The 20,646-nt window shown below is 58.2% G+C and carries 22 protein-coding genes; 5 read left to right on the top strand and 17 right to left on the bottom strand.

What is annotated here, in order from left to right; translation table 11 throughout:
• Positions 1-8: 8 nt before the first annotated feature.
• Complete coding sequence (locus ACTQ1Z_RS01430; RefSeq protein WP_441858189.1) at positions 9-737, bottom strand: restriction endonuclease subunit S; 729 nt, start codon at positions 735-737, stop codon at positions 9-11.
• Between the two features lie 17 nt (positions 738-754).
• Positions 755-1,354: a hypothetical protein gene (locus tag ACTQ1Z_RS01425; protein WP_441858187.1), complete on the bottom strand. Its 600-nt coding sequence runs from the start codon at positions 1,352-1,354 to the stop codon at positions 755-757.
• A gap of 66 nt (positions 1,355-1,420) precedes the next feature.
• Between ACTQ1Z_RS01425 and xerA the strand changes: the two genes are divergently transcribed.
• Both xerA and ACTQ1Z_RS01415 read left to right on the top strand, forming a co-directional pair.
• Positions 1,421-2,377, top strand: coding sequence for a site-specific tyrosine recombinase/integron integrase (xerA, locus tag ACTQ1Z_RS01420; RefSeq protein ID WP_441858185.1), 957 nt, complete (start codon positions 1,421-1,423; stop codon positions 2,375-2,377).
• The gene (locus ACTQ1Z_RS01415) at positions 2,374-3,444 is read left to right on the top strand and encodes a restriction endonuclease subunit S (RefSeq protein ID WP_441858183.1); all 1,071 of its coding nucleotides are present in this window, start codon (positions 2,374-2,376) and stop codon (positions 3,442-3,444) included. The genes xerA and ACTQ1Z_RS01415 overlap by 4 nt, the downstream gene beginning before the upstream one ends.
• Here ACTQ1Z_RS01415 and ACTQ1Z_RS01410 read toward each other — a convergent pair.
• Genes ACTQ1Z_RS01410 through ACTQ1Z_RS01400 form a run of 3 tightly spaced genes read right to left on the bottom strand, consistent with a single transcriptional unit; the run spans position 3,416 to position 8,578 of the window.
• The gene (locus ACTQ1Z_RS01410; protein ID WP_441858181.1) at positions 3,416-3,961 is read right to left on the bottom strand and encodes a restriction endonuclease subunit S; all 546 of its coding nucleotides are present in this window, start codon (positions 3,959-3,961) and stop codon (positions 3,416-3,418) included. The genes ACTQ1Z_RS01415 and ACTQ1Z_RS01410 overlap by 29 nt on opposite strands.
• The gene (locus ACTQ1Z_RS01405) at positions 3,951-5,471 is read right to left on the bottom strand and encodes an N-6 DNA methylase (RefSeq protein ID WP_441858179.1); all 1,521 of its coding nucleotides are present in this window, start codon (positions 5,469-5,471) and stop codon (positions 3,951-3,953) included. Before ACTQ1Z_RS01405 ends, ACTQ1Z_RS01410 begins: the two co-directional genes overlap by 11 nt.
• Positions 5,472-5,485: 14 nt before the next feature.
• A complete protein-coding gene (locus ACTQ1Z_RS01400) occupies positions 5,486-8,578 on the bottom strand; it encodes a type I restriction endonuclease subunit R (protein ID WP_441858177.1) in 3,093 nt (1,030 codons plus the stop codon).
• A gap of 274 nt (positions 8,579-8,852) precedes the next feature.
• Between ACTQ1Z_RS01400 and ACTQ1Z_RS01395 the strand changes: the two genes are divergently transcribed.
• Complete coding sequence (locus tag ACTQ1Z_RS01395) at positions 8,853-9,128, top strand: hypothetical protein (protein WP_441858175.1); 276 nt, start codon at positions 8,853-8,855, stop codon at positions 9,126-9,128.
• A 62-nt stretch (positions 9,129-9,190) separates the two neighbouring features.
• Entirely contained in the window at positions 9,191-10,198 is a 1,008-nt protein-coding gene (locus ACTQ1Z_RS01390) for an Abi family protein (RefSeq protein ID WP_441858173.1), read from the top strand.
• Positions 10,199-10,341: 143 nt separating this feature from the next.
• Here the strand turns inward: ACTQ1Z_RS01390 and ACTQ1Z_RS01385 are convergent, their stop codons facing one another.
• Positions 10,342-10,527, bottom strand: coding sequence for a hypothetical protein (locus ACTQ1Z_RS01385; protein ID WP_441858171.1), 186 nt, complete (start codon positions 10,525-10,527; stop codon positions 10,342-10,344).
• Between the two features lie 240 nt (positions 10,528-10,767).
• Positions 10,768-12,195: an ATP-binding protein gene (locus tag ACTQ1Z_RS01380; protein ID WP_441858169.1), complete on the bottom strand. Its 1,428-nt coding sequence runs from the start codon at positions 12,193-12,195 to the stop codon at positions 10,768-10,770.
• A 133-nt stretch (positions 12,196-12,328) separates the two neighbouring features.
• On the opposite strand from ACTQ1Z_RS01380, the gene ACTQ1Z_RS01375 reads away from it, so the two are divergent.
• A complete protein-coding gene (locus ACTQ1Z_RS01375) occupies positions 12,329-12,898 on the top strand; it encodes a DUF6273 domain-containing protein (protein WP_441858167.1) in 570 nt (189 codons plus the stop codon).
• A gap of 116 nt (positions 12,899-13,014) precedes the next feature.
• Here ACTQ1Z_RS01375 and ACTQ1Z_RS01370 read toward each other — a convergent pair whose 3' ends face one another.
• From ACTQ1Z_RS01370 to ruvC, 10 genes are all read right to left on the bottom strand, one after another.
• Complete coding sequence (locus ACTQ1Z_RS01370; RefSeq protein ID WP_441858165.1) at positions 13,015-13,278, bottom strand: hypothetical protein; 264 nt, start codon at positions 13,276-13,278, stop codon at positions 13,015-13,017.
• 6 nt (positions 13,279-13,284) lie between these two features.
• Entirely contained in the window at positions 13,285-13,539 is a 255-nt protein-coding gene (locus ACTQ1Z_RS01365) for a hypothetical protein (RefSeq protein WP_441858163.1), read from the bottom strand.
• Between the two features lie 234 nt (positions 13,540-13,773).
• Positions 13,774-14,289, bottom strand: coding sequence for a Fic family protein (locus ACTQ1Z_RS01360; protein ID WP_320679722.1), 516 nt, complete (start codon positions 14,287-14,289; stop codon positions 13,774-13,776).
• Complete coding sequence (locus ACTQ1Z_RS01355; protein WP_441858161.1) at positions 14,289-14,801, bottom strand: Panacea domain-containing protein; 513 nt, start codon at positions 14,799-14,801, stop codon at positions 14,289-14,291. Before ACTQ1Z_RS01355 ends, ACTQ1Z_RS01360 begins: the two co-directional genes overlap by 1 nt.
• A gap of 256 nt (positions 14,802-15,057) precedes the next feature.
• The gene (gene argF / locus ACTQ1Z_RS01350) at positions 15,058-16,086 is read right to left on the bottom strand and encodes an ornithine carbamoyltransferase (RefSeq protein WP_441858159.1); all 1,029 of its coding nucleotides are present in this window, start codon (positions 16,084-16,086) and stop codon (positions 15,058-15,060) included.
• Positions 16,087-16,295: 209 nt separating this feature from the next.
• Positions 16,296-17,699: an arginine deiminase gene (locus ACTQ1Z_RS01345; RefSeq protein WP_441858157.1), complete on the bottom strand. Its 1,404-nt coding sequence runs from the start codon at positions 17,697-17,699 to the stop codon at positions 16,296-16,298.
• 1 nt (position 17,700) lies between these two features.
• Entirely contained in the window at positions 17,701-18,111 is a 411-nt protein-coding gene (locus ACTQ1Z_RS01340; RefSeq protein ID WP_441858155.1) for a hypothetical protein, read from the bottom strand.
• Between the two features lie 242 nt (positions 18,112-18,353).
• Positions 18,354-19,412, bottom strand: coding sequence for a Holliday junction branch migration DNA helicase RuvB (gene ruvB / locus ACTQ1Z_RS01335; protein WP_293815930.1), 1,059 nt, complete (start codon positions 19,410-19,412; stop codon positions 18,354-18,356).
• Positions 19,412-20,053 (bottom strand): Holliday junction branch migration protein RuvA, encoded by a 642-nt coding sequence (gene ruvA / locus ACTQ1Z_RS01330; RefSeq protein ID WP_441858152.1) that lies wholly within the window; start codon positions 20,051-20,053, stop codon positions 19,412-19,414. The genes ruvB and ruvA overlap by 1 nt, the downstream gene beginning before the upstream one ends.
• Entirely contained in the window at positions 20,050-20,625 is a 576-nt protein-coding gene (gene ruvC / locus ACTQ1Z_RS01325) for a crossover junction endodeoxyribonuclease RuvC (protein ID WP_293815934.1), read from the bottom strand. The genes ruvA and ruvC overlap by 4 nt, the downstream gene beginning before the upstream one ends.
• Positions 20,626-20,646 lie beyond the last annotated feature (21 nt).

Raw genomic sequence — 20,646 nt, 5'->3', positions numbered from 1 at the left:
GTCGCTGATTAAGACCTAGCAGCAAAGGTTTGAAATCGGCTTTGTTGCCCGGACTCCGACCACACGCAAAACAGGTTGGCAACGAGTCCGGGCAACACCAAGCTTCTAAGTCCTCTGCAAGGAGGCCGATACTCAGCTAAATGGCTATTTAGCTGCGTGAGATCAACCTTCGAGACGTCGATTTCTCCCGACATGAGCTTAGGAAGAAGGGCGTCACGTAAACGTTCGAGCCTTTTAGACTCCTCAACGTTATTCCGATACAGGGAAAAGACGTCTTTTAGATAATCGAGAGACTCTCGCGATGGCAATTCGACCTCAAGACCATTGAGGTTCTTCTGGCTGATCTTCATTTGGACAGCACCGGTTACGATGTGATTGATGGCTGTCCTCGCCAAGGCGATATAGATAGCCTCAAGCGAATAGTCCGTTTTCGCCTTTAAAATGTGAGCATGGTTGTTGACCCAATACTTTCCCCAAACATACTGGAGCACCGGTCGACCGTCTTCTCGAATGACTGTTCCGTCTTCGCCCAACAGCACACGTATGCCGTCGAACAAGTAGCCATCAACGTAGTCCATAACGGAGGTAGCGCCATAGTAAGGATATGGACCCTTGCGGTTTTCTCTATCGCGACTATTGAGGGGCACTCGCTTAGAGTCTTCGAGTTCGACGAGCTCGGACAACCTGAACACAAATCTTTCGTCGGCTAGTTCCCGTTCGAATCGCGCAGTCGCCATCTCAAGTAAATAGCCATTTAGGGCAGTTCTCTGCCGTTTTCAAAATCAAGGACTGGACCGTAAAGATAGTTACCAGACCCATTGTCGGCATTCATCTGGGGGTACTCCCTAAGAAATTGCTCCACACCCGACTTGAGGCATCGAATGAACTTCATCAGATCGAGGTCAACTTGCCTAGTAGTCTTCCCAGCTGCAACTAGGGTTGTTTCGCCAATATGATCGCAACTTCCAGGGCCGCTGCTAAAGACCCTAAACTGAATCAGATTGTATGAGGTCTTTCCGGGTTTGGGATCGGTTGCATTAATTCCCTGATGCAGATATACGCAGCGAAGCTGATAACAATCCTCGCCACTAAAGTAGTACTTGCTAGTGGTTATTGCTCCATTTGTGACAAGACTTTTTTTGTCCAGATAATTGAAGGCGACATACGCATTAAACCAATCAACATATCGCCGACGAGTTTCATTCTTTCTCTCTGGGTATAAGCGGTCTCCGCAGATATCTGGAATAGTGAGCGCAAGAGAGATGGCGGATAGATAGGCGCCTGCGGCGAATGCCTTTTCAAGATCATCAATACGTCCCGTCAAGGAAGTATCTACGCGCTTTGGAATTACCATTCCTGCCCCATCTGTTTGATCGTATTGCTTGTCTTTAGGCGATGTTATACGACAGGGAGAAACGTCATGGAAACCATTATCAATACTGTACTAATGGAAATGCAATCACTCTTGAAGCCGGACCAGCTGCGACGCTTAAAGGCTGCATTGAAACACGCCCTTGAACCTCAACTGAGCAAGAACAACCAAGACCTCCTAGCCCTCTTCATCACCGCCAAAAAAATCGAGGGCTGTTCCCAAAAAACCTTACGTTACTACGATGACACGCTGACCCGTGCACTCACCGTCCTGAACAAGCCCATTCCCCAAATCGAAAGCGACGACTTGCGCCAGTACCTCAATGACTACGAGTCCACCCGCTGCACATCTAAGACCACCATCGACAATATTCGCCGCATCATGTCGAGTTTCTTCTCATGGCTTGAAGACGAGGACTACATCGTTAAGAGTCCTGTTCGGCGGATTCATCGCGTTAAGACTGCGGAAGTCGCCAAGGTAACTCTGAATGATGAAGAGTTGGAAACCTTACGTGATGCCTGTAAAAACGAGCGAGACCTAGCGGTCGTGGACTTGCTTGCTTCAACGGGCATGCGCATTGGCGAGCTCGTGCGACTTGATATCGACGACGTGAACATACAGGAACGTGAATGCATCGTTACCGGCAAGGGCAACAAGCAGCGTCCGGTTTATTTCGATGCTCGGGCCAAGTTGCATATAGTGAAGTATCTGGAAAGTCGCACCGACAATAATCCCGCGCTGTTCGTTTCGCTTGGTTCAAAAGCAAGTCGCATTACCATCGGTGGCATGGAGCTGCGGCTACGAAATATTGGCAAGAGAGCCGGCGTTTCGCACGTGCATCCGCATAAGTTCCGCCGCACACTGGCAACTCATGCCATAGACAAAGGGATGCCAATCGAGCAAGTGCAAAAGCTGCTCGGCCATGCAAAAATAGACACCACCATGCACTACGCCATGGTGAGCCAAAACAACGTGAAGGCTTCGCACAGAAGGTACTTAGAATGAAACTCGGGGACATCTGCAAGATTAAGTATGGCAAGGACCATAAGAAGCTTAACGATGGCAGCATTCCCGTCTACGGCTCTGGCGGCGTCATGCGCCACGTAGATAAGGCCCTGTGGGATAAGCCGTCCGTTCTCATCCCGAGGAAGGGCACTCTCGGAAACCTGTTCTTTGCTGACGAGCCGTTCTGGACGGTAGATACGCTTTTTTGGACCGACATTGATGTCGCCCAGGTTGTGCCGAAGTATTTATTCTATCAGCTGAAAACCAAAGATCTGGCTAGTCTGAATGTTGGCACGGCGGTTCCGAGCCTTACCGCCGAAGTGCTAAACGAGGTGCAGATCGACCTGCCCCCGTTTGAAGAACAGGAACAGGTCGTTGAGGTCCTTAACACATTAGACGCAAAAATCGCGACCAGCACTAAGCTAAATGGCTATTTAGAAGAGCTAGCGGACGGCATGTTCCGACGGCACTTTGGGGAGCTAACAGACAACGCTACTCTGGCCGACTTTGCCAATGTCACAATGGGTCAATCCCCGGCAGGCAGCTCCTATAACGAAGCGGGGATCGGAACCATCTTTTATCAAGGTCGCGCCGAATTTGGCTGGCGTTACCCCACTCAGAGACTAAGCACTACGGAGCCCAAGCGCATGGCAAAAGCGGGAGATGTCTTGATGAGCGTGCGTGCTCCCGTGGGTGACCTAAACTTGGCGTACGAAGACTGCTGCATTGGACGCGGGCTAGCTGCAATCCACTGCGACTACCCATCGTATGGTCTCTACCTAATGCGCTCACTCCATAAGAAACTCGACGCCTATAACGGTGAGGGAACTGTATTTGGCTCGATAAACGGCAAAGCTCTAAATGGACTCCCCATTGCGTTACCCAACAATGCAGCGATACGCGCGTTTGAAAAAGAAGCCGCGCCTATTGATACTCAGATCCGAAACAATGAAGTCGAATCGCGGGCGCTTGTCGCCCTCCGCGGCACATTGCTTCCTAGGCTTATGGCGGGCGAAATCGACGTTTCGAAGGTCAACCTCACTCAGCTAAATAGCCATTTAGCTTAGTGTTTAAGGCGATCTTTGCGTCAAGATCGTTCAACACCTTTTCGATTTGCTTCTGGCGATTGATGGAGGGGAGAGGAATCGCATACGATTCCAAATCCAATGCGCTCAAAGTTGGATAAGTCGAAACACTTTGCTCGGCCAAGGCCTGAAAATAATCCGTCGTTGCTTTCGTCGTTAGAGCGTAGTAAAGGTAGCCTGGAGAGACTACCCTACAATCCGCATCGATGACGGCAAAACCGGTAGAAACGAGCATGTCCTCAGGCGGATTATCGAGAATTGCATAATGCTCCTGGTTGGGTCTAACCATGGAGTAGACAATGCTGCTAGGTTTTACTTTTCTGCGCGCTCGACTTGGCACCTTATCGCTTGAAGGATCAAGCTGCTGCAGGCTTGAGATACAGCCCCTAGTCACATTCCCCGTATCCAAATACTGGATATGTTGCCACGCCTCACGAACTGAATACTGATTGGCATTAATAGCTGCAATATCCCCAATCCGAACGACCTTACAGCCCATATCCAATCGCCTCCAGGTTCTTCTTGATCTGTTCCTGCAGGCGGTTGGACTCCTCGAAGCACTTGGAAATCTCGCTAGTCAGACGCGCCATCTTCTCCTCGAAGGGCTCGCCGTCGTCCTCGACTTCAGCAATACCCACATAACGACCAGGAGTCAGGATGAAGTCCTGCTTGGCAATCTCGTCCAGATCCGCCGCGGCACTGAAGCCCTTCTCTGGCTCGAGCTCACCCCTACGGAAAGCGTTAAACGCCTCTGCAACCTTAGCGATGTCCTCCCCGGTGAATTCACGCAGCTTGCGACTAACCATCGTGCCCATCTCGCGGGCATCAATGAACAGGGTCTTGCCAGGCTGCGCCTTCTTCTTATTCAGAATCCAGAGACACACGGGGATTTGCGTGCTGTAAAAGAGCTGGCCGGGCATTGCCACGATGCCTTCGACCAGATCGTCCTCGACAATGGCACGACGGATGTCACCCTCGCCGCTCGTCTGGCTCGAAAGAGAGCCGTTCGCAAGCACCAGGCCAATCTTGCCCGTGCTATTCAGATGCCAAATCATATGCTGCATCCATGCAAAGTTCGCGTTGCCGGTGGGGGGAACGCCATATTTCCAGCGCACATCCTCTTGCAACGCCTCGCCGCCCCAGTTCTTCAGGTTGAACGGAGGGTTCGCGAGCACATAGTCGAACTTCTCATTTTTATGCTGGTCCGAACTAAAGGTATCGGCATAGCTTCCCAAATCCGCTTCGATACCGCGGATGCCCAGGTTCATCTTGGCGAGCTTCCACGTAGTAGGATTGCTCTCCTGGCCGAAGATGGTGATGTCTCGAACCACGTTGCCGCCGTGATGCTCGACGAAGGAGGCAGACTGCACGAACATGCCGCCACTGCCGCAGCAGGGATCATACACACGGCCATGGAAGGGCTGGAGAATCTCCACTAGAGTGCGTACGATACACGACGGTGTGTAGAATTCTCCAGCGTTCTTGCCCTCCATCGAAGCGAACTTCTGCAAGCAGTACTCGTAGGCACGGCCCAACAAATCCTTTTCGCTCTCGTTGTCAGTCATCTGAACGTTAGTAAAGAGATCAACGACATCGCCCAGACGACGTTTATCCAGCTCGGGACGAGCAAAATTCTTAGGGAGCACATCCTTGAGCTTGTCATTCTCGCGTTCGATAGCTCGCATTGCATTATCGATCACCTGACCAATCTCAGGCGTATGGGCGGCTTGGGCAATGACTGACCAGCGAGCTTCCTCGGGTACGAAGAAAACGTTCTGCTCCATATAGCAGTCACGATCTTCCTCGTCGCCATAGCCCTCCGCCACGAGCTCTTGATAGCGATCGTCAAAGCGATCGGAGAGATACTTCAGGAAGATGAGGCCCAGCACGACGTTCTTGTACTCAGCCGCATCGAGGTTTCCACGCAAAACATCGGCAGCATCCCAAAGTTGCTTCTCAAAACCAATATCAGCGGTGTTGCTCTTAGCCTTATCTTTAGCCCTGGCCACGTTTCCCCATCCTTCTATGCCGCGTTGTCAGCCCACAGCTCGCACTGTTCCATAACAGTAGAGAGCGCATCCTCCATACCCTCGGGCGGGTATTTGTGATGTTTGAGCAGACGCTTGATTGCCACGCGCATGGCGGCGCGAGCGCTCTGCTTCTTCTGCCAGTCTACCGTGCGCAGCTCGCGCATTTTCACAGTGAGCTCCTGGGTAATCGTTACAAGCTCATCGTTGTTCTCGCGGTAATAATCCGCTATCGCCCGCGGCTGCGTCAGTGCCTCATAGAATGCGTATTCCTCGTCCGTTAGACCAAGGTCCTTAGCCTTCTGATTCTCCGAGAGCATCTCTCTTGCCATCTTGAGCATCTCTTCGAAAACTTCGGCATTCGTAAGCTGGCCATTCAGATATCCGTTCACCATACCCTGCATTAGCTCGGAGTACTTCTTGGCTTGCGTAACGCTCTTCTTGCGATAACCCTTAATCTGATCGTCCATAAGCTTCTTAAGCAACTCATAAGCGAGGTTACGTTCCTTCATGCGCGAAAGGCTAGCCAAGAACTTAGGGTCGAAAACAGATACGGTCTCGTCTTCGACCTTAAACAGGTCAATTACGCCATCCGAATGAACAATGTTCTGTTCAAGCAGTGCGTTAATCCGTTCGTTGACCTGTTTAAGAGTCAGCTTCTCCTTGCCGCCCGAAGCCTTGCCCCCACCCTGCTCTGTAAGCTGCAAAATAAGCTCGCGTACCACTTGAAAGTACCCCGCCTCAATGCGCTGCGCATCAGTGGCACGACTCTTAGAAAGGCCGTATGCCTTGAGCATAACGCCCGCTTGCTCAACAAAATCGCGGGCAACATCCTCATCGCCAGGTGCAAGGATGTGGTTGACCCCACCCGTTATGAGCTCGCTCCTACGTGCAGCGGAATCGCTGACCATAAACTCTGAGTAGTCATAGCCGAACATCTTGTCTCGACACACGGCGAGCTTCTCCAGGAACTTGGGGTAAGCGGTCTTCCCGATGTCCATGTCGCCGTACTTCTTTTGGTCGCGCTTGGTGTAGTCCTTCATAGCGCGCTTAAGATCATTGGCAATGCCAACATAGTCGACGACAAGGCCGCCCTCCTTATCCTTATAAACGCGATTCACGCGAGCTATCGCCTGCATCAGGTTATAGCCCCGCATCGGCTTATACACGTACATGGTGGCGAGACTCGGCACATCGAACCCAGTTAGCCACATATCAACGACAATCACGATCTTAAGCGGATCGGCATCGTCCTTGAAGTGTTTCGCCATTTCCTTGACGCGGGCTTTGTTGCCCACTACGTCGAACCACCACTCAGGGTCCTGGTTGCCCATGGTCATAACGACGCCAAGCTTGCCCTCCTCCTTCCAAGAAGGACGTAGCTCGCAAATTCGCTGATAAATTGCCATAGCAGCAGGGCGAGAGTAAGCCACGATCATCGCCTTGCCAGTAAGTTCATTCGCGCGGTTAGCCTCGTAGTGGTCCACGATATCCTGACACAGCGCATCAATGACCTCGGGAGCGCCCAGAACGGCATCCAGGTTCGCAAAGTCACGCTTACTAGCATCTATAGTCTCAGCATTAGCCTGCTCGGTAAGCCTCTCGTACTCGTCATCGACCTTGGCAAGGATGCCCTGGTCCAGTTTCAGTGCAACAACACGGCTCTCGTAAAATACGGGACGCGTGGCATCATCCTCTACGGCCTGAGTCATGTCGTAGACATCGATGTAGTCGCCAAATACCTCGCGAGTAGAACGGTCCTCGATGGAGATGGGCGTGCCAGTAAAGCCGATAAACGTCGCGTTCGGCAGGGCCCGTCGAATAAGCAGTGCAGTGCCCGTATGCTTTTTACCGTCGCGATCGAATTTCTCCTCGAAGCCGTACTGCCCACGATGCGCCTCGTCAACCATCACTACAACGTTTTCGCGCTCGGAGAGCGCGGATGCCTCCTCCTCGAACTTCTGCATCGTAGTGAAGATGATGCCATTGGCACGGCGGCTCGAAATCTGCTGCGCAAGGTCAGCTCGGCTCTGTGCCTGAACGGGCGTCTGACGCAGGAAGTCTGAACACTTGGAGAACTGCGTAAATAGCTGCGAGTCAAGGTCGTTGCGATCGGTAATCACCACGATAGTGGGGCTATTGAGTTTCTCTTCGAGGAGATGAGCAAGAAACACCATCGAAAGTGACTTGCCCGAGCCCTGGGTATGCCAGAACACGCCACCTTTGCCATCGCCACCAATTGCCTCGTTCACGCTCTCGAGAGCCTTATTCACAGCAAAGTACTGATGGTATCCGGCAAGGATCTTCGCATCCCCTGAGAACAGAATGAAGTTCTTCAGGATGTCGACAAGGCGCGGTTTCGGAAACATGCCATCAAGAGGCGTTTTCCAGTCGGCATACTGAGTCGCCTCATAGTTGCCGTCAACACTCTTCCATTCAACGAAACGCGATTCGCTGGCAGTAATTGTTCCAATCTTCGTGTGCAGCATGTCGCTAATAACGCAGAACGCGTTGTAAATAAACAACGACGGAATCTGCTTCTTGTAGTTTTGAATCTGCTGGTAAGCATCGGCATTGTCAGCTTCAGCGCGTGCGGGAGATTTCAGCTCGAACAGCACAAGCGGCAGGCCGTTTACAAATACGATGATGTCAGGGCGCTTGTTTGTGCCTCGTTCGATATAGGTCCATTGATTAACAACATGAAACGTGTTGTTCTCCGTAGAATCGAAATCAACCAGTTTTACAATATCGGTTCGATCGTCCTTGCCGTCAAACCAACGAGCTTCGACTCCGTTTTGGAGCATGTCCATAAAGACGGCATTCTTAGCAATAAGTGAATTGCCTTCAATTTCTTTAAGACAAACAATCGCGGCATCGATAGCCTTCCGATTAACGCCGGGGTTGATAGCCATCAAAGCTTGTTCGATTACATCGGGCAGAAACGCATCGTCAAAGGCGTCCGTCGATCGAGGAACGTCAGGGCCGTAGAGATGCTCATAGCCATGTTGCGCAACCAGGTGTTCAATAATCCCCTGCTCGAAAGCGTCCTCATTAAACAAGGTCGTTGAGTAGTACTCGATGGCAGCCATGCCAAACCTCGAATCAACGCAAAATAGACTGGCAAATACTAATCCAAAACGGCGCCGTCACCGCCACAAGCTCGTATTTTACCATCGCAATTAAAATTAGAGAATTACGTGAAGCCAATCCCGACGAACGGCCCAGCACGGCACTAAAGGGTTCGAATTCGCATACACGCGTGCCGTAAGCTGGCACGAGACTGCCCCGCACGACGTCCTAGCGCCCGCGGCGAAGAACTCCCTCGGTAGCCTCCAGACCATCTTCGCCATATCAAACGAAGTCATGGCAGACCTTCGCACGGCAGCGCTCAGGAACCCAGCACAAACGCTAAACGTCACAGATGACGACTCGACGGACGACGAAGAATCTCTGGCAGCCACCTATGACAACGGCATCGAGTTCATCAAGGACCGCGTCATCCAACTCGACTGGGAGGACATGAAACGCCTTGTGGCGGGTCTCTTCAAGTCCATGGGTTACTGCGCTCGCGTCATGCCCAAGGGACCCGACGGCACCCGCTCCATCCTCCCGCTCACACGCATCTGGTGGCCGGGGTAGATAGCCTTATGATTAATTCCAACTGGAAACTATTGTGATTTTCCAATGACTTGGAGACCAGATTGAGTACTATTGATGGCAACAGTACCCCGCACGCTTCTCCCGGCAACGGTGTAGCGAACCAGGCGGGGTCGTTTTCTTCCTTTAAGCCGTCTCTCACATGCAACGATCAACTTAGCCTCATGGTTTCTCGCGGTCTCCGCGTGAATGACCGCAATGAGGCATTGAAACGGCTCTCTGAGCTTAATTACTACAGGTTGCGTGGCTATTGGCTCGCCTTCGAAAAGGATGACGCGTTCATTGAAGGAACAACGTTCGAAGACATTACGGATGTGTACGATCTCGACTCCAAGTTTCGTCGCTGGGTGTGGGCAGCACTGGAGCCAATCGAGATAAAAGCGCGGACCACACTGGCGCAGCACCTCTCCATGACATATGGACCCCTTGCACACCTCAACAGAGGCCTCTTCAACAATGCCAGCATGCATGCGGAGTCAATCAATAACGTCAGACGCGAGATTGAACAGGCAAGGAAGAACAAGGTTCCTTGCCTGCTTCACAATCTTGAGAAGTATGGTGAACTACCGATTTGGGCAGCCGTTGAAATCATGTCCCTTGGCACCGTATCGAAGCTGTACGGCAATCTCAGCAACACCGCTGTTAATAAAAACGAAACTACCGTTGCGAAGGCCATCGCCGAAGAATTCGGGCTTAAGCCACACGCGCTCAAGAGCTGGCTCAGGCACCTCACCTACGTTCGCAACATATGCGGGCACCACTCCAGGCTCTACAACAGAGTAATGACCAACAGGCCAACGTTGCTCAAAGCAGACAAGCCATATGCCAGCAACAAGCAGTTTCCGACACTTCTTGTCCTCATGAGGATCTACCAGAATTCATGGCCAGAGAAATGGAACGAAATGGTTAATGAATTAGACCGCATCATGTCAGGTCACGATGCCGCATTGCGCTCAATGGGATTCCCGGATAACTGGAAACAGGTTTTGACATCGTCGCGTTCCAATAGAAGCGGCAAGTCAAACGTTCGATGCTCCCACGCACCCGCATGAGTCGCTGAAGATAAACTTGTCCATCTTCAGCCCCGTTCCGATTCTCAGGAAGCCGTTCTCGGTATGGACGTTGAGAAAGCCGTCGCCGAAGACCGGACCCGCCCACTGAACTCGAAGCTCGTCGGGTCACATCCGGCCAACGCTCACAGGCATCGGTAGAAAGCCACCCGCAAACCCACCCCGCCGCATAGCTTCGCCAGACCACCCGCCGCGAGCAGCGCGACGCACGCGCCGCCAACGGCGGCCTGCTCGGGGTAGAAGTCGGCGAAGTCGCGCAGGCGCGTGCCGGTCGTCGTGGGCAGCCACGCGATAAGGGTGGGCACGCCCACGTGAAGCGCCAGGGCCCAGGCGACGCGCACGGCATGCTCGAAGCCGCGCGGTCAAGCCATCTTTCGTCGCCAGCGGCCACCAAGCTCGAGTTCGGCAGACTGAGCACGTCGACGGTATCGAGGATGACAGGCGCGGCCTGACACCAACATTCGGCACGTGATCCTCATCGGTCGCGTACGAACCCCCATCGTTGACCGCCACGGCATCTTCGTATGTCTGTCGGTCAGCTGCCGTCTCAATCACGCACGCAACTCAGCGTATAAATCCCCAAGGGTCACAAGCCGCAAGCCGCTGCCCTCGCTCGCCCGCTTCTTCATCCCGTCACTGAACTCTCTCTTTGAGAAGAGCACGTAGTGCTTTCGGTCGTAGCCACGAAGAAGCTCGGCACGACTCATGAGCGTTCGAAGCGCCCCGGCCTCGTCGAACGAGTTCCGCCACTTGCACTCCCCAACGAGCAGCTCGCGCTCGATCGAATTGACCGCGACCACGTCAATGTCAGTCTCCTCGCGCGCATGAGGATCGGTCCCCCACCAGCGACCAAACTCCAGCGCGGCAAAGGGAAGCCGCCCAGCGATGCTCTCACGGCGCACCCACTGCAGGCATACGTCCTCGAACTGCTTGCCAACATACGTGAGAAACGCCTCGCCAGACGTACCGTAGCTCGCCACGGCGCGGCCCGCGCCTTCCTCGATCGAGCCAACGTACCTGCTCACGAAGCGATACCAGTAGGAGAAGAACGGGTCCCCAAACGTCCAGACCGCCCGCTTGGCCGCGGTTCCGCCTCCCAGCGGTTCGAGCTTCTCGATGATGCCGAGGCTCGCCAGCGACCTGAGATACTTCCCCACGGAGTTAGGGTTCATCCCCACCTTGTCGGCAATGCGCGAGGGCGACGTTGCCCCGGAGCCAATCGCATCCAGCACGGAATTGTAGCCCGCCGGCTCATGGAACTCCTGCCGCAACAGCATGAGGGGCTCCTCGTAGAGCAGGCCGGCCCGGTCAAAGAACAGCTCGGAGACGTTCTCGGCATATGTCTGCCCCGTATCTATCTGTGACAGATAATACGGCGTCCCGCCGAACGTCGCATAGTAGGCGACGAGCTCCTCGTCAGAGACCCCAGGGAGCATTCGGGCCGCATCGAGATAGTCAAAGGGAAGAAGCCTCAGCTGCATGGTCCTGCGGCCATAGAGTGGGCTCTTGCTCCCAAGGACCTCGCCCTCCATGAACCCCTCGTTGCTCCCGCACAGGATGAGCATGGCATTCGCCTGCGCAAAGCCATGGTCAATCGCGGACTGGAGAACGGAGGGCAGCGACGGGTCAGACTCCGCGGCATAGGGGAACTCGTCGAACACGAACACGAGGGGCCGTGGGGCTTCCCAAGAGCGCACTTTCTCAACGATGAAGGACAGGGCATCGTTCCACGTGGCGAAGGCAGGCAGCGATGTGGGCAACGAGAACGCCTCATAGGCGGCCGCGCTGAACAGCTCAAGGTTCTGCCTTGTAGTCTTTTGCTGTGCAGTGAAGTAGAGCGTTGGCTTGCCCCTGACGAACTCGTCGATGAGGGTTGTCTTGCCCACTCGACGCCGGCCGTAGATAACCGCCATCTGGAATCCGCCCTTGGCGTACGCACGCTCAAGCGAGTGGAGCTCGCTCTCTCTTCCGACGAACATAAGTGGCACCGTCCATTCAAACACGTACTCCAGAGTACCGTACTCAACAGTACCGTACTCTAGAGTACGTGTAAAGAAAGCGCTTGAACGCGAAAAGTTCCGGGGCACGAGGCGCGCGGCGATCGGTATGGGCGTGGCGGGTCTCAGTTTTCTCATGCGCACGCCCGTGGCGCGGCGCGCGATGAACGATGACGCACGGCTTGGCGGCTGGGAGCAGTCGTCGCTGCGGTCGTGGATGGCAGACGAGCTGCCGGAGCTTTTGCCCAGCGAGCTCGTGAGCAATGTGGTCGCCGTTGACAAGCTGACGAACAACGCGGGCGCCGCAAGGGACGCAAGCGCGATCACGGCAACGAGCGACACGTTCTGGGTGCCGTCGATGAGCGAGCTGTGCGGCTATCAGGGGCCCGAGACGTTCTCTGAGGAGTATGCATACCTGAGTGCGCTCTACAGCGGCGAGGGCAACCAGTACCGGCTGTTTTATGAGCTCGGCATCTCTGGGCTCACCGCAAACGAGTGTCTCGTCCGCAAGGTTGACGGCCAGCCCGTCTATTGGTGGGAGCGCACGCCCGCGGCCGACGTCTCCGAGGGCGCGGCGTCAACGGCATTCAACCGCGTCATGGCCGACGGCGATGCCTTCAACGGCGCCATCCCCGGCGACGCGCACGCCGAGAACACGTACGTGTTCCCGGGATTCTGCTTCTAGGGACCAAAGGGGACAGGTTCGTTTGGCCCCGATCCATAGGGCCAAAGGGGACGGGTTCGTTTGGCCCCGATCCAAACCGAAAACTATGGTCGCTTAACGTGGTCCCGAGTATGTCGTTATTCGTTGTCTATCGAGTACGTGACCTCGAGGCCGTTTTTGGGATGGTAGTCCCAACTCACCCTCACGCCGTTACCGGTCTCGCTCTGCATACCCGCCAGAGCGTTGGTTCGACTCATTCTCTCGTAAAGCGACTCGTCAAAGCCAAGAGCCTTGTTGATGTCCTTAACTGCCTGATCCACTTCAGAGATATAAATGTTGTTATCCGCCCTACGATCAGAGGGGTTGCTGTCGATGGTGAGATAGCTTCCGTCGTTCGCCACCTTCGCTCAAGGGCTGCTGCAATACTCGTCGTACAGCCCCTGGAAGTCCGGTCCCTTGGGCTTTGCGTTGACGGCGACCACCCCGACGGCGATGGCAATGAGCGCCAGGACGGCGACGATGATCGCCAGAGTCTTCTTCTTTTTGGCTTTTGCCGGCTGAGCGGCAGCTGCGTCCACCGACGCCGCAGGCTGCGGCGTCGCACCGGCGATGCCGCGCGGGGTACCGCACTTCGGGCAGAAGGCATCTCCTGCAGCAAACACTTGTAATGGTGTTACGCTCGGCTTTCTTGGGCATTAGGCTTTTCTAAGTCGGGTTTTCAGATGTCGGCACCGTCGAGCGGACTCGCGAATGGTCACCTAAAACCGCGAGGCCCGACAGACGCGATTGCCTGTCGGGCCTCGATATTGTCGCCGCGTTGCCAGCAGCAGCTATCCGATGACCGCGCTTCTCCTGCCGATGACCTCGTGCGAGACGGGCATGCCGGCCAGCAGCAGCTATCCGATGACCGCGCTCTGCCTGAGCTCCTCGGAGAGCGCCTCGTTCGTTCGCGCTCCGGAAACGATGTCCTGGATCCAGGCGTAGTAGCGGTTCGTCGCGGGATCGTCCGTATCGTCGAACGCCACGCAGACGCCGGCACTTCGCAGGATGGCGAGCGCGGCAGTCAGGGCTGTCCTCTTGTTGCCGTCCTGGAACAGGTGGTCTTTGGCCAGGTGCTGCGCGAGGTAGGTCGCCTGGTCGAAGAGGTCTGCGAACCTCTCCGCCGGAGACTGGCCAAAGTACGTGCAGAACGTCGTCGCGAGTACAGATTGAAGCTTCTCGCGCGTCACCGTCGCGCCCGGCGCATCAGAGGGGTCCGGCGAGTAGAGCGCGAACTCCTCCCCCAGCCCCTGCTGAAAGGCGCAAATCGTCACAGCTAGATCCTCGATGGTCTCCTCCTCGTCAAGCACGAGGACGGGTACCGGCACGGCGAGGACGGGCACCGGTACGCGCTTCTCGTCCACGGTCTTCATCAGGAGGTCTCCAGCATCTTGAGGGCACGAGGCATGTTCTGGGCAACGGCATCGAGCATCGCGGAGAAGAGCTCAGGCCCGCTCGCATCCGCGCTCGCGTCCGCCGAGGCCTTGATCGCGTCAGACATGATCTCAGCTTCGCGGCCTGGCGCATAGACCCTGGCCCACGCGCCACCCGGGCGGCGCACGAAGCTGACGAGGTCAAACGCGGGCAGCGGGCCATACTTCTCCGCGACGGAGTCGATCAGACGGACGGCGTCCGACTTGACCTCCACATGCTCGGTCGGCGCGGCGATCATCGCGTCGCCCTGCTCGCCAAATGCATGGATGACGGCGTGCACCACCGGGCCACACTGCCAGGCCTCGATGCGGTCCTCGAAAAGTGGCTCGCCCGTCGTGGCGATGGCCTCAGCCTGCACGAGGTAGACCAACCTGTTGAGCTTGTGGATGGTGGCGGGATAGCACCTCCCCCATCTCTCGACCAGGTAGTTCGCGACATCGACGGCCCTCATCCTGCCTCCTCGCTCTCAAACGAAACGTGCCGGCTTACGTGTTTGCATCATTCTAGGGTGGCCAACGCGAACGAGAGCCCAGCTTGTCAGCTGAAATGGGCACTGCGACCGGCCGACATTCACCACCTCTTACCAAACGAGGCCCGGCAAGCGCGTCGCCTGCCGGGCCTCGTTCTTGCTGGTTATCGCGCAGCTCGCGTGAGCCGAGGGCCAGACTCGCTCGCCCGCTCACCCCACGCTCGCCGTTCCCCCGCCGCTACTTCAGCGTGGCGTACATTACGGCCTTGATGGAGTGCATGCGGTTCTCGGCCTCGTCGAAGACCACGGACTTCTCGGACTCGAAGACCTCGTCCGTGACCTCCATCTCGGCGATGCCAAACTGCTCGTTGACCTCGACGGCCGTGGTGGTGTTGAGGTCGTGGAAGCTGGGCAGGCAGTGCATGAAGATGGCGTTCGGCGCGGCCTTGGCCATGGCCTCGGCGTTGACCTGGTAGGGCGACAGGAGCTTGATGCGCTCGCCCCAGATGTCCGCCGGCTCGCCCATGGAAACCCAGATGTCCGTGTAGACGACGGTGGCGCCGGCAAGGCCCTCGTCGAGGTCCTCGGTCAGGGTGATGGTGGAGCCGTTCTCCGCGGCGATCTTGCGGCACTCCTCCACGAGCTCCGCGTCCGGCATCTGAGCGGTGGGGCCGCAGGCGCAGAAGTCGAGGCCGAGCTTGGCGCAGACGACCATCAGGGAGTTACCCACGTTGTTGCCGGCGTCGCCCATGAAGGTGAGCTTGTTGCCAGCGAGCTTGCCGGTGTGCTCGCGCACGGTGAGCATGTCGGCGATCATCTGCGTGGGGTGGAACTCCGTGGTGAGGCCGTTCCAAACGGGGACGCCGGCGTTGTTGGCGAGGTCCTCGACGATGCTCTGGGCGAAGCCACGGTACTCGATGCCGTCATACATGCGGCCGAGCACGCGGGCGGTGTCCTCGATGGACTCCTTCTTGCCCATCTGCGAGCTCTTGGGGTCGAGGTAGGTGACGCCCATGCCGAGGTCCATCGCGCCGACCTCGAAGCTGCAGCGCGTGCGCGTGGAGGTCTTCTCGAACAGTAGGACGACGTTCTTGCCGTGGAGCCAGTCATGAGCCTCGCCGGCCTTCTTCATGGCCTTGAGCTCGGCCGCGAGATCGATGAGGTAGAGGATCTCGTCCGGGGTGTAGTCGAGGAGCTTGAGGAAGTTGCGACCAGAGAGGTCGACGCCCTTCGCCGCGTAGGTCTCGTCCGCCTTGGTGTGGTTCATGATGATCCTCTCGTCTGGCCGCTGCGCGTTATGCGTAAACGCGGGTGTAATATTCAGATTCTTGCATAAACGGTGCTATTTAGAATATTTCGTGATTATAACGAGCTATACGAGCACCTTCAAGCGCCATCCCTGCCACGATACCAAAAGTTGACAAAGCAACCCGTGCAGACGCGCCGGTTGACAAAGGGACTGTCCCTTTGTCAACTTCAGAGGGCGTCGCGGGCGAAGGGCATGCTCATGCAGCGGGGGCCGCCGCGGCCGCGGGAGAGTTCGCTTGACGGCAGGACCACGAGCTCCAGGCCCGCCTTGGCGAGCGCCTCGTTCGTGGCGGTGTTGCGCTGGTAGACGCAGACGCGGCCCGGCGCGATGGCGAGGGTGTTCGATCCGTCGTTCCACTGCTCGCGCGCTGCGGCGATAGAGTCTCCCCCACCGCAGCGAATGAGCTGGACGGCAGGCACGTGCAGGATGCGCGCAAGCACGCGGTCGAGCGAGTCCGAGACCTCCTCGACGGCAAGTTCCCCCTCGTGGGCACCGCGCGCGATGCGGAAGACTTGCATCGTGCCGAGGATGCCGGGATAGACCGTGAAGCGGTCATAGTCCACCTGCGTAAGCACCGTGTCGAGGTGCATGAACGCACGGTTCTCCGGGATGCGCAGGGCGTAGACCTCCTCGATGGGGCAAGCCTCGTCCCAGATCATGCGGCATGCGAGCGTGTCGATCGCCGCCGCCTCCGTACGCTGGGAGATGCCCACGCAGACCGTGTGCTCGCCCAGGACGAGGATGTCGCCACCCTCGACGTGATAGGCAAGATCGCGGTCATACCACAGCGGCACCTCGCGGTACGCGGGGTGGCAGGCGAACAGGAAGCGCCCGTAGATGGTCTCGCGACGACGCGTCACCTTGTACATGCGGTTAAGGCACACGCCGGGACCCACCACGCTGAACGGATCCCTCGTGAAGTAGAGGTTGGGCATCGGGTCGACGATGAGCTCCGTCTCCGCCTCCGCCGCGTCACCGAGGATGCCCGCGAGCGTGGAGCCGGTGCCGCCGCACGAGGAGGAACCGGGAACCAGGCCTGTGCCCGGAACGTAGCGAACGTCGAGCGGAAGGCAGAGCTCATGCTTCGTGATACCCGCCATCGTCTTGAGGACGAGCTCGTACGGATCCGCGATCGAGTCGAGCAGGCCACGGATGGCGGCAAGGGCAACGTTGTCATGCACGCCGCACTCCGCCAGGAACTGGTTGGTGAACTCCTGGCGAGCTCCTGGCACGGCGGCGATGGCCTCCGCGACGAGACGCTCGAGGTAGACGACCTCGACACCCTCGTTACGGAGGAGGTTGGCGAAGTTGTCGTGTTCCTCCTGGGCGAGCTCGAGGAACGGCGTGTCATCGAAGAGCAGCCTGTCGAGGTCGACCGGGATGAGGTTCAGGAGCTCGTCACCGGGACGGTGGAGACACACGCGACGGAGCTGACCGATCTCGCTCAGAACGGAGAGCGGGGTGGTAGACGCGCCAGCGTTGGGACTCGTAACGGCCGCAGCGCTCGTCGCCGCGGGAGTGCCCGCCGCCGCGGCTCCCGCACCCGTCATGGCAGCGTTGTCCGCGGCCATGCTAGCTCCTCTCTTTCTCAGCGGCAATCTCGGCGTCTAACTCGCGATACTCCTCGGGAACATGGCCGTACTTGACCATGAAGGACATACAGACGGCATCCGCCTGCTGGCGACGGGCCATCGCGATGCCCATGCTCCCGCGGGCCTCGTAGGCGTCCGCGATGCGCAGGAGCGCGTAGGCGACGTACTCCGCCAGGGAATCCGCGATACCGGAGAGCTCCATCATCGTGACGAGGGAGTCCGGATCGAGCGAGAGCGCCGTCGCGCCGTCGAGATCGAGCAGGTTGCCCACGGCGTCCTCGAGGTCATGGATGGCATCGGGGTCCGCGTCGAGCATGGCGGCACGCAGGCGCTTCGAGAGCACCTCTCCAAAACGCCTGGTCAACTCAACAATGTAGTCGCGCTGAAGCATACGAGCTTCCTCCTCTGAACAGTCATTCTTTAGATTCTATTCGTTTGGGAGGCAAAAATATGCGCGGATGGGCAACTACCACCTAGGCAACGCAAGCGCGGGACGCAACCAGCCCGGCGGACGCGCGGGCGGCTCCCAGGCGTGGTTGCCGCATGAGTCCGCGCCGCAAAAGCGACCGCGCGCCGGCCCGAGGGCAAGCGCGCGGTTGAAAGCGACTCTATGGTGCGGACTGACCGAAGCACCTACACCCCAGGTGGCGGGGTGAGGCCGAGGTGCTCGAACGCGGCGAGCGTGGCCTGGCGGCCCTGCGGCGTACGCACGATGAGACCGCGCTGGAGCAGGTAGGGCTCGTAGACGTCCTCTATCGTCGAGGGATCCTCTCCCACGGAGCTCGCGATGGTGGAAAGGCCCACGGGCCTGCCGCGGAAGGTGCCCGCGAGGGCCTGGAGGATCTTCGTGTCCATCCAGTCGAGGCCAAGCTCGTCAATCTCGAAGAAGCTCATGGCCTCCGCCGCGACCTCCGCCGTGATGGCACCGGCGGCGCGCACCTGGGCGTAATCCCTCACGCGCTTGAGCAGACGGTTCGCCAGGCGCGGCGTGCCACGGCTGCGGCTTGCGACCTCGAGGGCGGAGTCATGGTCGATGCTGACGCCGAGGATACCGGCGGAGCGCTCCACAATCTGGGCGAGCTCCTCCACCGAGTAGTAATCGAGCCTGAAGGAGATGCCGAAGCGGTCGCGCAGAGGGCCCGTGAGCAGGCCCGTGCGCGTGGTTGCCCCCACGAGGGTGAAACGCGGTACGTCGAGCCTGATCGACCGCGCGGCCGGGCCCTTGCCGATCACGATGTCGAGGAAGAAGTCCTCCATCGCGGGGTACAGGACCTCCTCCACATTGTGGTTGAGGCGGTGAATCTCATCGATGAACAGGACGTCGCCCGCCTCGAGGTTGGTGAGAATGGCCGCGAGGTCACCCGTGCGCTCGATGGCGGGGCCGCTCGTGGTATGGATCTTTGAGCCCATCTCGTTCGCGACGACCGAGGCGAGCGTCGTCTTGCCAAGACCCGGAGGGCCGGAGAAGATCACGTGGTCGAGCGGCTCATGGCGACTCTTCGCCGCCTCGATGAGGACACGGAGATTCTGGCGCACGCGCTGCTGGCCGCAGTACTCGTCAAGCGTCTGCGGACGGAGCGTGCGGTCAATCTCCAGGTCATCCGCCGTAAGGGACGACGTGACGGGCCTGGGGGCACCAGGCGCGGGCATGGAATCCGCAAACAGGTCACGCGAGGTATCCGCCTCCCACATTAGGACCTCCTCCCCAGGCGCTTGAGCGCGTACTGAATCGTGTCCTTGGTAGACGTGGCGCCGGCTTCCTCATGACCCTCGAGGGCAAGCGTCGCCTCCTCGCCGGTGAAGCCCATGGCAAGCAGCGCCGCCGTGACGTCCGCGTCAACGCCGGAGCCCGCGGCAGGGGCCGCCGCGACGACGCCACCACGAGCGGGAAGCGAGGCCGCGCTCGCCAGCGAGACGAGCGTGGGATCCTTGGAGAAGACGCTCTCGAGCTCGAGCAGAAGACGGCTCGCGAGCTTCTTACCCACGCCCGGGACCGTCGCCATCATGCCCGCGTCCTCCGCCACGACGACGCCCGCGAGCTGCGAGGGCGTGAACGTGGAGAGGACCGAGAGCGCAAGCTTGGGACCCACGCCGGAGATGGCGCAGAGGCGGTCGAACAGCGAGCGCTCCTCGCGGGAGGAGAAGCCAAAGAGCGTCATCGAATCCTCGCGCACGAGCATGCGCGTGAGCAGGGTCACGCCGGGCGTGCCGGCCTCAGGCAGGCTCGACGCGGTGACGGCCGAGACGCCGAGCTCATAGCCCACGCCGTGGACATCGAGCACGACGGAGCTCGCCGTGAACTCAACCAGGGTACCGGTTAGCTGGACGATCATGCGCCCACCCTTCTATCGTGTTCCGAAGACGCGGTGAGACCGGCGCGCGTAGCGGCGAGCCTGCGCGCGGCCTCCCCGCCCTGCGCGGCAGATGCCGCGAACGTGCGGGAGAGGTTGGCGTGGCACACCGCGGCGGCCAGGGCGTCCGCGCAATGGTCTGGCTTTGGATCGTGGTCGAGCGCGAGGACGTTGCGCACCATGTACGTGACCTGGCGCTTGTCCGCGGCACCCGTGCCCACGACGGACTGCTTGATCTGCATGGGCGTGTATGACGCGACCTCGACGCCAGCCTGCGAGCACGCCACGAGGGCCGCGCCGCGTGCGTGGGCCGTGAGGATCGCGGAGCGCGTGTTCTGCCCGAAGAAGATGTCCTCGATGGCGACGGACGAGGGCTGGTAGCGCTCGATGACTGCCGCCAGCTGCGAGCATATTGCGCCAAGGCGCTCATGTAGCGGCTCCGACGCCTCCGAGTGGATGCAGCCGTAAGCGCGGGCACGCGCGACGGAACCGCGCGTCTCGATGACGCCCCAGCCGGTGTTTGCCAGGCCCGGGTCAATGCCGAGCACGATCATGCGCGCCTCCCCTCGCTGCCA

Source organism: Parolsenella sp. LCP21S3_E11 (assembly GCF_052118165.1).
GTDB lineage: Bacteria > Actinomycetota > Coriobacteriia > Coriobacteriales > Atopobiaceae > Parolsenella.
This window is presented reverse-complemented; position numbering and strand designations above follow the sequence as displayed.

Coding starts and splice junctions, on each gene's coding strand:
- ACTQ1Z_RS01380 (WP_441858169.1), bottom strand. CDS start 12,195: ATGTTCGTCGGAAGAGAGAGCGAGCTCCACTCGCTTGAGCGTGCGTAC.
- ACTQ1Z_RS01345 (WP_441858157.1), bottom strand. CDS start 17,699: ATGGCCGCGGACAACGCTGCCATGACGGGTGCGGGAGCCGCGGCGGCG.
- ACTQ1Z_RS01355 (WP_441858161.1), bottom strand. CDS start 14,801: ATGAGGGCCGTCGATGTCGCGAACTACCTGGTCGAGAGATGGGGGAGG.
- argF (WP_441858159.1), bottom strand. CDS start 16,086: ATGAACCACACCAAGGCGGACGAGACCTACGCGGCGAAGGGCGTCGAC.
- ruvA (WP_441858152.1), bottom strand. CDS start 20,053: ATGATCGTCCAGCTAACCGGTACCCTGGTTGAGTTCACGGCGAGCTCC.
- ACTQ1Z_RS01430 (WP_441858189.1), bottom strand. CDS start 737: ATGGCGACTGCGCGATTCGAACGGGAACTAGCCGACGAAAGATTTGTG.
- ACTQ1Z_RS01425 (WP_441858187.1), bottom strand. CDS start 1,354: ATGGTAATTCCAAAGCGCGTAGATACTTCCTTGACGGGACGTATTGAT.
- ACTQ1Z_RS01395 (WP_441858175.1), top strand. CDS start 8,853: ATGGCAGACCTTCGCACGGCAGCGCTCAGGAACCCAGCACAAACGCTA.
- ruvC (WP_293815934.1), bottom strand. CDS start 20,625: ATGATCGTGCTCGGCATTGACCCGGGCCTGGCAAACACCGGCTGGGGC.
- ACTQ1Z_RS01400 (WP_441858177.1), bottom strand. CDS start 8,578: ATGGCTGCCATCGAGTACTACTCAACGACCTTGTTTAATGAGGACGCT.
- ACTQ1Z_RS01410 (WP_441858181.1), bottom strand. CDS start 3,961: ATGGGCTGTAAGGTCGTTCGGATTGGGGATATTGCAGCTATTAATGCC.
- ACTQ1Z_RS01340 (WP_441858155.1), bottom strand. CDS start 18,111: ATGCTTCAGCGCGACTACATTGTTGAGTTGACCAGGCGTTTTGGAGAG.
- xerA (WP_441858185.1), top strand. CDS start 1,421: ATGGAAACCATTATCAATACTGTACTAATGGAAATGCAATCACTCTTG.
- ruvB (WP_293815930.1), bottom strand. CDS start 19,412: ATGTGGGAGGCGGATACCTCGCGTGACCTGTTTGCGGATTCCATGCCC.
- ACTQ1Z_RS01360 (WP_320679722.1), bottom strand. CDS start 14,289: ATGAAGACCGTGGACGAGAAGCGCGTACCGGTGCCCGTCCTCGCCGTG.
- ACTQ1Z_RS01415 (WP_441858183.1), top strand. CDS start 2,374: ATGAAACTCGGGGACATCTGCAAGATTAAGTATGGCAAGGACCATAAG.